Below are 12,214 nucleotides of genomic sequence, written 5' to 3'. Positions count from 1 at the left end.
GGCATGGTCGCACAGCGCCGGGCTAGGACGCCGGGAACCAGTCGCCTGTCGTGGCCAGCTCGACCAGGTGGTCGCGGGAGAGCACCGGCGCGCCGGAGCCGGTGGCGGTCAGGTCGATGACCAGGCCGTCGCGCCGGAAGTAGGTGACCCGGGCGAACCGGGCGCTCGGATCGCGCACGAGAGCATCCGGCCGGCCGGCCATCGAGATCGCCCAGCCGCCGTCGGTGACCGCGCATCGGGTGGGGCCGTCGTTGCCGCTCGCCAGCACCGGAGCGCACTTGTCGGTGGCGTCCACGCGTGCGCCGTAGACCTCGGCCGAGTCGTAGGCCAGGGCCGTGACGGTCGCGCCGGCGTACGCGCGCCGGACCTCGACCCGGCCGGGGGTCTGGGTGACCGGGAGGGCGGCACTGGGGCCGGGGAGGGCGGCGGTGAGCAGCGCGTCGAGCTCGTTCGGCGTGGGGGGCCGGAGCGTGGCCGCCGCGGTGCTCGGCACGGCCGCGCTGAGGTCGTCGGCCACCGGGTCCGGGCCGCCGGCCGTGAGGATCGCGCCGAGGGCGGCGGTCAGGGCGGTGGCGAGGGCGAGCCCGCCGCCGGCGTACCCGAGGCGGCGGCGGTGCGCCCGGCGTCGTCCGGTCCGCAGGACGGCCCCCAGCAGCGCGTCGTCGGACTGCACGTCGGCCATCGCGTCGCGCATCAGCGCGGCGAACCGGTCCTCGGTCGTGGTGTTCATGACATCTCCTTGTCGGGGTGGGGGCTGAGCGCCGGCGCGAGCTCGGGGCCCATCAGGTGGCGCAGCCGGGCCAGCGCCCGGGTGCTGCGGCTGCGGACCGCCTGGCCGGACAGGCGGAGGTCGGCGGCCACGGTGGCGACGTCCTGGTCGAGCAGGTAGCGCTGCACGACCACGGCCCGGTCCACGGGGGCGAGCTCGCGCAGGGCGGCGACCAGGGTCTCGCGCAGCGCCACGTCGGGCTCGACGCTCCGCGGCAGGCGTGCGTCGTCGTCGAGCAGGCCGGGGCGCTCACCGGAGCTGCGTCGGCGCGTGGCGTCGACATAGCGCCGGACCAGGACGGTGCGGGCGTAGGCGATCGGGTTGTCGGCGCGGCGTACCTGCCGCCAGCGGGTGAAGATCCGCACCAGCGCCTCCTGGAGCAGGTCCTCGGCGGACGACCGGTCGCCCGTCAGCAGCCAGGCGGCGCGCAGCAGCTCGCTGGAGCGGCTGCGCACGAACTCCTCGAACTCGGCCTGTTCCGCGGGTCGCATGGACGTCCTCTCCTGTGATCTGCTCGTCATCCTGCTCGACGGGCCGGGGCGGCCCGATGTGTCAGGCGGGTGCCGGCCGCAGCGATTCGGGTGCGGGCCCGCCGCGCTGTTAGCCTTGTGCGGTTGCCGTCAGAACGGCCGCGGATCAAGAGAGCTCCAGGATTTCAGGCTGGGGCGCCGCGCAACGAGCGAACAAGGAGTTCCCATGGCAGTCGGTACCGACGCTGAGACCAAGAAGAAGATCATCGCGGAGTACGCCACCACCGAGGGCGACACCGGTTCGCCCGAGGTCCAGATCGCGCTCCTCAGCCACCGGATCAGCCACCTGACCGAGCACCTCAAGCAGCACAAGCACGACCACCACAGCCGTCGTGGGCTGCTGCTCCTCGTCGGCCAGCGCCGCCGCCTTCTCAACTACCTGAAGAAGACCGAGATCGATCGCTACCGCTCCATCGTCGAGCGCCTCGGCCTGCGCCGCTGATCTCGCCGCTCGGCGAGATGGTCCAGAACGGGTGACCCCGACCGGGTCGCCCGTTCTGCAATTTCCCTGCTGATCGATAAAGTGGCAGGCGTCAATCAAGTCCATTGAGCGGGGCAGCGCGTCCCGCACCGTACGAACAAGAGAAAACATTGACTGAACCCGTCATCTCCGAGGTCGAGACCGTTCTCGACAACGGCAAGTTCGGCACCCGCACCGTCAAGTTCGAGACGGGCGTCCTCGCCCGCCAGGCCGCCGGTTCGGTGAGCGCCTACCTCGACGGCGACACCATGCTGCTGTCGGCGACCACGGCCGGCAAGCACCCGAAGGACCACTTCGACTTCTTCCCCCTGACCATCGACGTCGAGGAGCGGATGTACGCCGCGGGCCGGATCCCCGGCTCGTTCTTCCGCTCCGAGGGCCGCCCGGGCGAGGACGCGATCCTGGCCTGCCGCCTCATCGACCGTCCGCTGCGTCCGACCTTCAAGAAGGGCCTGCGCAACGAGGTCCAGGTCGTCATCACCGTGATGGCGCTCAACCCCGACACGCCGTACGACGTGCTGGCGATCAACGCCGCCTCGCTGTCGACCCAGCTCTCCGGCCTGCCGTTCAGCGGTCCGGTCGGCGCCACCCGGGTCGCCCTCATCGAGGGTCAGTGGGTCGCGTTCCCCACCCACAGCCAGCTGGAGAAGGCCGTGTTCGACATGGTCGTCGCCGGCCGGGTCACCGAGACCGGTGACGTCGCGATCATGATGGTCGAGGCCGAGGCCACCGAGGACACCATCGAGTTGGTCCGCGGCGGCGCCCCGGCGCCGACCGAGGAGGTCGTCGCCGGCGGTCTCGAGGCCGCCAAGCCGTTCATCAAGCAGCTGGTCGAGGCCCAGGTCGAGCTCGCCAACGTGGCCGCCAAGCCGGTCCAGGAGTTCCCGATCTTCCTCGACTACGAGGACGACGTGTACGCCGCCGTCGAGGCCGCTGCGAAGGCCGACCTCACCGCCGCGATGAGCATCGGCGACAAGCAGGAGCGCGAGACCCGCACCGACGAGCTGAAGGCCGTCGTCCTGGAGAAGCTGGGCGCCCAGTTCGAGGGTCGCGAGAAGGAGATCGGCGCGGCCTTCCGCTCGGTCAACAAGCAGGTCGTGCGTGAGCGCATCCTGCGCGACAAGGTCCGCATCGACGGTCGCGGCCTCGCCGACATCCGTCCGCTGCACGCCGAGGTCGACGTGATCCCGCGCGTCCACGGCTCCGCGCTGTTCGAGCGTGGCGAGACCCAGATCCTGGGCGTCACCACCCTCGACATGCTCAAGATGGAGCAGCAGCTCGACACCCTGTCGCCGGAGACCCACCGGCGCTACATGCACAAGTACATCTTCCCGCCGTTCTCCACCGGTGAGACCGGCCGCGTCGGCTCGCCGAAGCGCCGCGAGGTCGGCCACGGCGCACTCGCGCGTCGGGCGCTGCTGCCGGTGCTCCCGAGCCGCGAGGAGTTCCCCTACGCCATCCGTCAGCTCTCCGAGGCCATGGGCTCCAACGGCTCGACCTCGATGGGCTCGGTCTGCGCCTCGACCCTGTCGCTGCTGCAGGCCGGTGTGCCGCTGAAGGCGCCCGTGGCCGGCATCGCGATGGGCCTGGTGTCCGGTGAGATCGACGGCAAGACCGAGTACGTCGCGCTGACCGACATCCTCGGAGCCGAGGACGCGTTCGGCGACATGGACTTCAAGGTCGCCGGCACCAAGGAGTTCGTCACCGCGCTCCAGCTCGACACCAAGCTCGACGGCATCCCGGCCGAGGTCCTCGCCGCGGCGCTGACCCAGGCCCGCGACGCGCGCCTGACGATCCTCGAGGTCATGGGCGAGGCGATCGACGCTCCCGAGGAGATGTCGATCCACGCCCCGCGGATCATCACGGTCAAGGTGCCCGTCGACAAGATCGGCGAGGTCATCGGGCCCAAGGGCAAGGTCATCAACCAGCTGCAGGACGACACCGGCGCCTCGATCTCGATCGAGGACGACGGCACGGTCTACATCGGTGCGACCAACGGCGAGGCAGCCGAGGCGGCCCGGGCCGCGATCAACGCGATCGCGAACCCGACCATGCCCGAGGTCGGCGAGCGCTACCTCGGCACGGTCGTCAAGACGACCAACTTCGGTGCCTTCATCGCGCTCATGCCCGGCAAGGACGGCCTGCTGCACATCAGCAAGCTGCGCGGCCTCGCCGGCGGCAAGCGCGTGGAGAACGTCGAGGACGTCGTCTCCGTGGGCCAGAAGCTGCAGGTCGAGATCGCCGAGATCGACGACCGCGGCAAGCTGTCCCTCATCCCGGTGGTCGAGGAGGCCGAGTCGGCCGACGCCGAGCCGGCCGAGGAGTCCGCCGACTCCGAGTGAGTCGCTGAGACGCCACGAGGGGGTGGCCGCCTGCGGGCGGCCACCCCCTCGTCCCGTTGGGGGCCGGGTAGCGGCTCCGGCGCTCAGTCGCGCTCGTAGTGACCCGTGGGAGTCGGGTCGGGACGGGGCATCACGAGCTCGTCCGCGCCGTCGAGGGTCGCGGCGAGGCCGGTGATGCCCTCGCCCGCGGTGGTGACCGCCGCGTCGCCCTCCTTCGCGATGGCACGCAGCGCCTGCTCGACGGTGTCGAGGATGACCTGAGCGGTCGGCTGCTTGTCGACGTCGACCTCGTTCGCCTCCAGGGTGGTGAGGATCTTGTAGGTGAGCGTGGCCGGCTTGACCGCGGGGATCTTGGAGATCAGCTTGCTCGTGACCTTGTCGAGGGCCCAGTCCTTGCCGAGGTTGCCGAGCGGACCCAGGTCCGGAAGGGTGTCGGACAGGGCCTGGACCTTGCTCTGGATCACGCCCCCGATCGCGGTCCCGATGTCCTTGAACTTCCAGCCCGAGCCCGGCGGGAAGGGGAAGGCGTCGGCGTCGGCGTGCCAGGCCTTGATGGTCGCCTCGAGCGCATCGCGGGCGTTCTCCGCCTGCTGCATCATCGCCTCCTGGGTGGCGCCGATCGCGGCTCCTGCCTTGGCGACGCTCGCCTGCGCCGCGTAGGCGAACAGCAGCATCGCCGCCGGCGCGGCGTCGGCGACCGCGACCCAGTTGAAGAAGGCGTCCATCGAGTCGCCGTCCCAGTCCCACTCGTCGGCGAGCGCCGCGTTGACCTCGCCGAGGTTGGCGGTGAGCGTGGTCCCGTGCTGGATCACCAGACCTGCCTGCTGGTCGGCCCCGTTGATCAGGGCCTCGGCGTCGACGAGGTAGAAGTTGTCCATGATCGAGCGCAGCCAGGCGCCGGTCCCCGCCGCGGCCTGGGCGCCGGCGGTGTACGCCTGGTTGATCCAGTCCTGGTAGGAGTGCTGGTCGCCCGACATGTCGAAGGGCGGCTCGGGCAGCACGGGATAGACGGTGAAGGGCTCGGCGGCCGGCAGGTTCATCGGCCGCACGGTGGGCGCCACCTGCTCGCCCTCGTGGTGGAGCTTGAGGTTCACGAGATAGGTGCGGAACATCTCCGCGGCGGCCTCGATGCCCATCAGGTCGGCGAGCAGGTCCTCGATCTCGTCGGTGACGGTCTCGAAGCGCTGGTCGCTGTAGTCGAAGGAGATCCCGCCGCCCCCGCCGCCGTCCGGCCGGGTCACGACGTCGCCTGGCCGAAGGTGGGCGGCTTCGCCATCGGCGGCGTCTCGATGTCGGACGCCTTGATGCCCAGCGCCTGCATGGCCTCGCGTGCTTCGGCGTCGCTGGCCTGGAAGTCCTTGGTGATCAGGACCACCGCCGCCGCGGCGTCCTGGAAGGACAGCACGCCCCGGCGGAGCAGGCCGTACACCGTGCGGTTGATCTCCAGGGCCTGGGCGAGCGCGGGAGGCGATCCGGCCCGGATCGTCGGCTCGTACCACCGCTGGTGGACCTCGCCGATCCCTTCGAGTGCCGCCGACAGGTCGGCCGCCTGATCGGGGAAGGTCTTGGTCCCCGCCCGATAGAGCACTTCGAACTGCATCTTGACCGACTCAGCCATGGGACCGTGACTCCTCTCGCCTGCGAGCAGGCCCATCGGCCGCCCGGGAGAGGGCTTCCCGATACCGCCGCGGGCCAAACGCTTGGGTACCGTCAGGACCATGCAGGCTCGCGCGTCGTCCGGCGCCATCACCAGGACCGTGCACACGGTCACCGGGGCCGACGGGCTCGTCGTGTCCCGCGTCCGTCGTACCCAGCTCCCGTCGGGGCTGCGGATCGTCACCGAGCAGATGGCGGGCGCGCGCTCGGCGTCCATCGGGGTGTGGGTCGGGGTGGGCTCGCGCGACGAGCGCGCGGCCACCCACGGTGCCTCGCACTTCCTCGAGCACCTGCTGTTCAAGGGCACCACGGAGCGCTCGGCGCTCGACATCTCCATCGAGCTCGACGCGGTCGGCGGCGAGTTCAACGCCTTCACCGCCAAGGAGTACACCTGCTTCCACGCGCGGGTGCTCTCCGACGACCTTCCGCTCGCCGTCGACGTGCTCGGTGACATGATCACCGGCTCGGTCATCGCGACCCATGACGTCGACGCCGAGCGCGACGTGATCCTCGACGAGATCGCCATGCACGACGACGACCCCGACGACGTCGTCCAGAACCTCCTCGCCGAGCTCGCGTGGGGTGCCGCATCGCCGCTGGGCCGACCGATCGCCGGCACCACCGACTCGATCGAGGCGATGACCCCGGCGCAGATCAAGCGCTTCTACCGACGGCACTACGTGCCGGCGAACACCGTGATCTCGGTCGCCGGAGCGCTCGACCACGGCGCCGTCGTACGTGCGGTGAAGAAGGCGTTCGGGCGCCACGACTGGCTCGCGGCGCAGGCGGCCCCGGCACCGGCGCGGACGACGACCGCGAGGCGCCGGCCGCGGGTCGGGCCGGGGGACGGGCGGGTGGACCGGCCGTTCGAGCAGGTCAACCTGGTCATCGGGCGTGAGGGCCTCACCCGCGACGACGACCGGCGCTACGCCCTCGGCGTGCTCAACACCGCCTTGGGCGGCGGGACCTCCAGTCGACTGTTCCAGGAGGTCCGCGAGCTGCGGGGGCTGGCCTACTCCGTCTACTCCTTCGCCAGCCACTACGCCGACTCCGGCCTGGTGGGCGTCGCGGTCGGCTGCCTGCCCGACCGCACCGACGAGGTGCTGGCGGTGGTCCGCGACCAGCTGCGGCTGATCGCCGACGAGGGGATCACCGAGGCCGAGCTGACCCGCGGCAAGGGGCAGCTCGTCGGCGGCATGATCCTGGGCCTGGAGGACTCCGGCTCCCGGATGATGCGCCTGGGCAAGAACGAGCTCGTCAACGGTGAGGTGCTCGGCATCGACGAGGTCATCGCCCGGATCGAGGCCGTGACCCTCGGCGAGGTCCGCGAGGTCGCCGCCGCGGTCTTCGGCCGGCCCGAGCTGCTCGCGCTGGTGGGCCCGGCGTAACGTCATACGTTCCGTGGGCAAGAGCCCACGGAACGTATGACGTTACCGCGAGGATTCCGTCGCGGGCTCCGGCTCAGGCTCCGGCTCGGGGTCGACCGGCTCGATGGAGAGCACGAAGTCGTCGCCGTGCTCGGTGACGCCGGTGATGACGGCCTGCTCGACCGCCTCCTCGCCGTACCGACGCCGCACGACCATCGGGTCGTGCCGCAGCTCGCGGACGAGGGAGGCGGCCAGGCCGATCATGATCACCACGAACGGCAGGGCCGCCACGATGGTGATCGTCTGCAGACCGGTCAGTGCGTCCTCGCCGCCGGCGAGCAGCATGACCGCCGCGACCGCACCGGTCGCGACGCCCCAGAAGATGACGACCGTACGGCGGGGCTCGGTCGTGCCGCGCTCGGACAGGCTGCCCATCACGATCGACGCCGCGTCGGCGCCGGAGACGAAGAAGATCGCCACCAGCAGCATGACCAGGACGCTGGCGATCGTGGCCAGCGGGAGCGCGTCGAGGGTGCCGAACAGCTGGGCCTCCAGACCGCCGGCATCGGCGATGTCGGTGCCGGAGCCCTGCAGGTCGATGGCGGTGCCGCCGAGGATGCAGAACCAGATCACGCTCACGACACTCGGGACGAGCAGGACGCCCGTGACGAACTGGCGGATGGTGCGCCCACGCGAGATGCGTGCGATGAACATGCCGACGAAGGGCGTCCACGACAGCCACCAGGCCCAGTAGAAGACGGTCCAGCCGCTCAGCCAGGCCTCGGTGTCGGCCCCCTCCGCGCCGGTGCGGGCAGCCATCATGGCGAGATCCTGGACGTAGCTGCCGACCGAGGTCGGCACCAGGTTGAGGATGAACACGGTCGGGCCGACCACGAACAGGAACAGCGCGAGTACGACGGCGAGCACCATGTTGATGTTCGAGAGCCACTGGATGCCTTTGGCCACGCCGGAGACGGCGGACAGGACGAAGGCGACGGTCAGCACGGTGATGATCACGACCAGGGCGCCGTTGCCGAGCGGGCCGATGTCGCCCACGATCTCGAGTCCGCTGCTGATCTGGAGCGCGCCCAGGCCCAGCGAGGTGGCCGAGCCGAAGAGGGTCGCGAAGATCGCGAACATGTCGATCACCTTGCCGGCACCGCCGGAGGCGCGCTTGCCGAGCAGCGGCGCGAAGGCCGCGGAGATCAGCTGGACCCGGCCCTTGCGGTAGACGCCGTAGGCGATGGCGAGGCCGACGACGGCGTAGATCGCCCACGGGTGCAGCGTCCAGTGGAACATCGTGGTCGCCATGGCCGTCTGCGCGGCGGAGTCCGGGTCGCCACCGGTGCCGGGCGGCGGGGTGACGAAGTGGGAGAGCGGCTCGCTGACGCCGTAGAACATCAGCCCGATGCCCATGCCCGCGCTGAACATCATGGCGATCCACGAGGTGGTCCGGAACTCCGGCTCCTCGTCGTCACGGCCCAGCGGGATGGTGCCGTACTTGCTCATCGCCAGCCAGATCACGAACACGACGAACCCGCTGGAGGTCAGCACGAACAGCCAGCCGGTGTTGGTCATCACCCAGTCGAGCGCCTTGCCGGAGGCGGTGCCGAGCGAGGTGGTGCTCACCAGGCCCCACACGACGAAGCCGATGCACACGGCCGCGGCCGTGCCGAACACCGCCGGGTCGAGCCCGCGGCGGGCGGGGCGCTCGGCCTCGACCGCCTGGTCGAGCGCCGGGTGGGGGACGACGTCCGCCGCCGGCGTACTGAGGGCGTCGGCGAGCTCGGCGGCTCGCGAGGGACTCTTGCTCGGGGTCGTGCTGGAAGTCTGGGTCACGTCTCTCCAGGGTCTCGCCGGTCAGGACGCATGTCCGTTTTCCGGCGGGTTCCCTGGAGGGCACGGGCCCGGTGTGACGGCGTGGAGGGGGCGCCACGCGGTCACGTCGAGTTCGAGTCTCTCCGAGAGACAGGCCAGCCCGAACCGGGCATGCTGCCCCAGCAGGTTAACAAGTGGCGACCCCGTCCGGGCCAATCGCGAGCCTGGGAGCGCCGCGCGTGTGACGCTCAGCGACGCCCGATGATCCCGATCACCGGGGGCATCTTGGAGTCCACGATGTAGACCCGGAAGCCGCTGTCGCGCAGCTGCGCGGACGCCTTGGCGAGGATGTCGGGCACCTGCTCGGGGCGGGACGCGTCGAAGAACAGGTTCACCGAGCCGCCGGGCATCAGGCGCTCGTGGAGGAGGGCGATCTCCTCATGGGCGTCGCGCACCCAGAACAGGTTCACGTCGAACGCGAACACCTTGGTGAGCCGCTTGACCGGCACCCGCAGCGTGGCGAGGTCGATCTGGCGCACCGTGAGCTTCCCGGCGGTGATGTGCTCGGCGCAGCGGGCCTTGGTGCGGTCGACACCGGCCTCGGAGCGGTCGATGGCGAACATCTTGCCCTTGCCCTCGAGCCGACGGCAGATCAGGTCGGCGGCGGCACCGTTGCCGCAGCCGATCTCGAGCACATGGTCGTTGGGCTGGACGTCCATGAAGTCCACCGCCCACCGGATCCGGGCCGGGATCTTGTTCACCATGGGGGTCAGCCTGCCAGAACGCGACGCGGGCCGACGCACTACCTTGGTGCCGTGAGTTCACGTGTCGCGGATCAGGCAGCGGGAGAGCGCCTCCGGGTGGGGGTCCTCGGGGCCCGGGGCAAGGTGGGCGCCGAGGTCGTCAAGGCCGTCCAGAGCGCCGACGACCTGGACTTCACCGTCGGCGTCGACCAGGACGACCCGATCGCCTCGCTGACCGAGAGCGGCACCCGCGTGGTCGTCGACTTCACCCACCCCGACGTCGTGATGGACAACCTGCGCTACTGCGTCGAGAACGGCATCCACGCCGTGGTCGGTACGACGGGCTTCGACGACGCGCGCCTCGACACGCTCCGCAGCTGGCTCGCCGACAGACCCGGCATCGGCGTCCTGATCGCCCCCAACTTCTCCATCGGCGCGATCCTGATGATGCGCTTCTCGACCATCGCCGCGCCGTTCTTCGAGTCGGTCGAGGTCGTCGAGCTGCACCACCCGACCAAGGCGGACGCCCCGAGCGGCACCGCCCGGCGTACCGCCGAGCTGATCGCGGCCGCCCGCCGCGAGGCCGGCAGCCCGCCGATCCCGGACGCGACGAGCACCGAGCTCGACGGGGCGCGGGGCGCCGACGTCGACGGCATCCGGGTCCACGGCCTGCGCATCCGCGGCCTCGTGGCGCACCAGGAGGTGATCCTGGGCGGACTGGGGGAGACCCTCACCATCCGGCACGACTCCCTCGACCGGGTCTCGTTCACCCCCGGCGTGCTCACCGGGGTACGCCGGATCGGCGACTTCCCCGGCCTCACCGTCGGGCTGGAGCACCTCCTCGACCTCGGCTGAGTCGTTTCCCGCCGTAGCGTCATACGTTCTGTGGGCTCTTGCCCACAGAACGTATGACGCGACGGATGCGCGGCATCGCCGGCGGCGCTCAGAGCAGCCGGACGAGGGCGGCGGCGGCCGCGGAGCCGAAGACGACGACCAGGAAGGGCGCACGGGCGAGGAGCAGGAGCACCGCCACGCCCAGCGCGAGCACCCGAGCGTCGAGCGTGAGCGCGCGGCCCTCGGGCGCGGCCAGGACCTGCACGGTCACCAGGGCGGCGAGCAGCGCGACCGGGATCAGATCGGCGATCCGCGCGACCAGTGGGTTGCCGAGCACCCGGGCGGGGACGGAGAGGCCGGCGAGCTTGAGCAGGTAGCAGCCGACACCGGCGCCGAGGACGGCCCACCAGATCACGACGCGTCCTCCGGCTCCACGGACCGGCGCGGCGCCAGCGCGGCGACCAGGACGGCGACGCCGGCCGCGACGAGCACCGGTACGCCGGCCGGGGTCACCGTCACCGCGCCGGCCGCGACCAGCGCGGCCAACACGGCGGTCACCCGCAGCACGGTGGTGTCCAGCCGCGGCCAGAGCAGGGCCAGGAAGGCCGCACCGACGGCCGCGTCGAGCCCCAGGTCCTTCGGGTCGCCGAGCTGTTCGCCGGCGACCGCGCCCACGAGGGTGGTCAGGTTCCACAGCACGAAGATGGTCAGCCCGGTGGTGAGGAAGCCGGTGCGGGCCAGCCGCCGGTCGGGCCGGGTCACGCTCATCGCCGTCGACTCGTCGATGAGCACCTGGGCCGCGGCGAGCCGGCGCCACCCGCGGTAGCCCAACAGCGGCGCCATCCGCAGTCCGTAGAGCGTGTTCCGGGTGCCGAGCAGCAGTGCGGTGAGCGCGCCGGCCAGCGGCGTGCCGCCCGAGCCGAGGACGCCGACCAGCGCGAACTGCGAGGCGCCGGTGAACATGACCAGGGACAGCGCGCAGGTCTGCGCGACATCGAGACCCGAGGCCACGCCGACGGCTCCGAAGCTCAGCCCGTAGGTGCCGGTCGCGATCGCGACGCCCAGGCTGTCGCGGACGACCGCCCGCCGGGCCTCCTCGACGCTCATCGGGCTCAGGCGAGCGCGGTGTGCAGTCGGACCTGCTTGACCGAGCCCGATCCCGCCTCGTCGGCCAGCTCGCGGCTCGCGCCGTCGGGCTCCCAGCCGGCGTCGGTGAGGAAGGCCCGGAAGACGTCGTCGGCGGCGTCCAGCCAGCACACGGCGCGGGTGAACCCGTCGGCGACGAGCGTGTCGACGCAGGCCTGGAGCAGTCGCGAGCCGTGCCCGGCGCGGGTCTCGGCCGGATCGACGGTGAACTCCGCCATCTCGCCGTCGGCGGCCGCGTCGGCGTCCGGGTCGGCGTTGGGGCCGGTCACGGCGAAACCGACCACCCGGTCGTGGGCCAGGGCGACGAGGGCGCGATGCCGGGCCTCCGGCGGCCGGGAGAGGGACTGCTGCCAGGCGCCCGCGAGGGTGGCGGCGTCCAGGCCCTGCTCGGCGAGGACGGCCAGCCCGTCGTCGTACCGCTCCTGCCAGGACCGGAGCTGGACCGCGGCGATCCCGCCGGCATCGGCCGGCCAGGCGACCCGGACGGACACGTCAGCAGCGACCATGCCGGTCAGTCTGGCAGGGAGC

Annotated in this window: 13 protein-coding genes; 4 read left to right on the top strand and 9 right to left on the bottom strand. The window is 71.4% G+C overall.

From position 1 onward, the window contains the following. Nucleotides 1-22 precede the first annotated feature (22 nt). Together QJ852_16590 and QJ852_16585 are read right to left on the bottom strand one after the other, a co-directional pair. Nucleotides 23-730 carry a hypothetical protein gene (locus tag QJ852_16590; protein WGX94768.1) on the bottom strand — a complete coding sequence of 236 codons (708 nt, stop codon included), beginning with the start codon at nt 728-730 and terminating at the stop codon, nt 23-25. Beyond that, the gene (locus QJ852_16585; protein WGX94767.1) at nt 727-1,260 is read right to left on the bottom strand and encodes a SigE family RNA polymerase sigma factor; all 534 of its coding nucleotides are present in this window, start codon (nt 1,258-1,260) and stop codon (nt 727-729) included. Before QJ852_16585 ends, QJ852_16590 begins: the two co-directional genes overlap by 4 nt. A 205-nt stretch (nt 1,261-1,465) precedes the next feature. Here QJ852_16585 and rpsO point away from each other — a divergent pair, with 205 nt between their 5' ends. Both rpsO and QJ852_16575 read left to right on the top strand, forming a co-directional pair. After that, nucleotides 1,466-1,741 (top strand): 30S ribosomal protein S15, encoded by a 276-nt coding sequence (gene rpsO, locus QJ852_16580; protein ID WGX94766.1) that lies wholly within the window; start codon nt 1,466-1,468, stop codon nt 1,739-1,741. Between the two features lie 149 nt (nt 1,742-1,890). After that, entirely contained in the window at nt 1,891-4,122 is a 2,232-nt protein-coding gene (locus tag QJ852_16575; GenBank protein ID WGX94765.1) for a polyribonucleotide nucleotidyltransferase, read from the top strand. Between the two features lie 83 nt (nt 4,123-4,205). Here the strand turns inward: QJ852_16575 and QJ852_16570 are convergent, their stop codons facing one another. Together QJ852_16570 and QJ852_16565 are read right to left on the bottom strand one after the other, a co-directional pair. Then, complete coding sequence (locus QJ852_16570) at nt 4,206-5,363, bottom strand: hypothetical protein (GenBank protein ID WGX94764.1); 1,158 nt, start codon at nt 5,361-5,363, stop codon at nt 4,206-4,208. Then, nucleotides 5,360-5,740, bottom strand: a complete 381-nt coding sequence (locus QJ852_16565) for a hypothetical protein (GenBank protein WGX94763.1) — start codon at nt 5,738-5,740, stop codon at nt 5,360-5,362. The genes QJ852_16570 and QJ852_16565 overlap by 4 nt, the downstream gene beginning before the upstream one ends. A gap of 100 nt (nt 5,741-5,840) precedes the next feature. Between QJ852_16565 and QJ852_16560 the strand changes: the two genes are divergently transcribed. Further along, a complete protein-coding gene (locus QJ852_16560; GenBank protein ID WGX94762.1) occupies nt 5,841-7,166 on the top strand; it encodes a pitrilysin family protein in 1,326 nt (441 codons plus the stop codon). A 42-nt stretch (nt 7,167-7,208) separates the two neighbouring features. Here QJ852_16560 and QJ852_16555 read toward each other — a convergent pair whose 3' ends face one another. Together QJ852_16555 and QJ852_16550 are read right to left on the bottom strand one after the other, a co-directional pair. Next, nucleotides 7,209-8,984 (bottom strand): BCCT family transporter, encoded by a 1,776-nt coding sequence (locus QJ852_16555; protein ID WGX94761.1) that lies wholly within the window; start codon nt 8,982-8,984, stop codon nt 7,209-7,211. Nucleotides 8,985-9,211: 227 nt separating this feature from the next. Further along, nucleotides 9,212-9,727, bottom strand: coding sequence for a class I SAM-dependent methyltransferase (locus QJ852_16550; protein ID WGX94760.1), 516 nt, complete (start codon nt 9,725-9,727; stop codon nt 9,212-9,214). A gap of 51 nt (nt 9,728-9,778) precedes the next feature. Between QJ852_16550 and dapB the strand changes: the two genes are divergently transcribed. After that, the gene (dapB, locus tag QJ852_16545; protein WGX94759.1) at nt 9,779-10,561 is read left to right on the top strand and encodes a 4-hydroxy-tetrahydrodipicolinate reductase; all 783 of its coding nucleotides are present in this window, start codon (nt 9,779-9,781) and stop codon (nt 10,559-10,561) included. Nucleotides 10,562-10,649: 88 nt separating this feature from the next. Here dapB and QJ852_16540 read toward each other — a convergent pair whose 3' ends face one another. From QJ852_16540 to QJ852_16530, 3 genes are read right to left on the bottom strand one after another with little or no spacing between them, the layout of a single operon-like run. Beyond that, on the bottom strand, nt 10,650-10,955 hold the full coding sequence (locus QJ852_16540; protein ID WGX94758.1) for an AzlD domain-containing protein: 306 nt from the start codon (nt 10,953-10,955) through the stop codon (nt 10,650-10,652). Next, complete coding sequence (locus QJ852_16535; GenBank protein ID WGX94757.1) at nt 10,952-11,647, bottom strand: AzlC family ABC transporter permease; 696 nt, start codon at nt 11,645-11,647, stop codon at nt 10,952-10,954. The genes QJ852_16540 and QJ852_16535 overlap by 4 nt, the downstream gene beginning before the upstream one ends. Before the next feature lie 5 nt (nt 11,648-11,652). Continuing rightward, entirely contained in the window at nt 11,653-12,192 is a 540-nt protein-coding gene (locus QJ852_16530; protein WGX94756.1) for a GNAT family N-acetyltransferase, read from the bottom strand. Nucleotides 12,193-12,214: the final 22 nt, after the last annotated feature.

Source organism: Nocardioides sp. L-11A (assembly GCA_029961745.1).
GTDB lineage: Bacteria > Actinomycetota > Actinomycetes > Propionibacteriales > Nocardioidaceae > Nocardioides.
The sequence above is the reverse complement of the archived record's forward strand: the minus strand, read 5'-3'. Positions and strand labels throughout refer to the sequence as shown.

Coding starts and splice junctions, on each gene's coding strand:
- QJ852_16565 (WGX94763.1), bottom strand. CDS start 5,740: ATGGCTGAGTCGGTCAAGATGCAGTTCGAAGTGCTCTATCGGGCGGGG.
- QJ852_16590 (WGX94768.1), bottom strand. CDS start 730: ATGAACACCACGACCGAGGACCGGTTCGCCGCGCTGATGCGCGACGCG.
- QJ852_16550 (WGX94760.1), bottom strand. CDS start 9,727: ATGGTGAACAAGATCCCGGCCCGGATCCGGTGGGCGGTGGACTTCATG.
- rpsO (WGX94766.1), top strand. CDS start 1,466: ATGGCAGTCGGTACCGACGCTGAGACCAAGAAGAAGATCATCGCGGAG.
- QJ852_16530 (WGX94756.1), bottom strand. CDS start 12,192: ATGGTCGCTGCTGACGTGTCCGTCCGGGTCGCCTGGCCGGCCGATGCC.
- QJ852_16585 (WGX94767.1), bottom strand. CDS start 1,260: ATGCGACCCGCGGAACAGGCCGAGTTCGAGGAGTTCGTGCGCAGCCGC.
- QJ852_16560 (WGX94762.1), top strand. CDS start 5,841: ATGCAGGCTCGCGCGTCGTCCGGCGCCATCACCAGGACCGTGCACACG.
- QJ852_16535 (WGX94757.1), bottom strand. CDS start 11,647: ATGAGCGTCGAGGAGGCCCGGCGGGCGGTCGTCCGCGACAGCCTGGGC.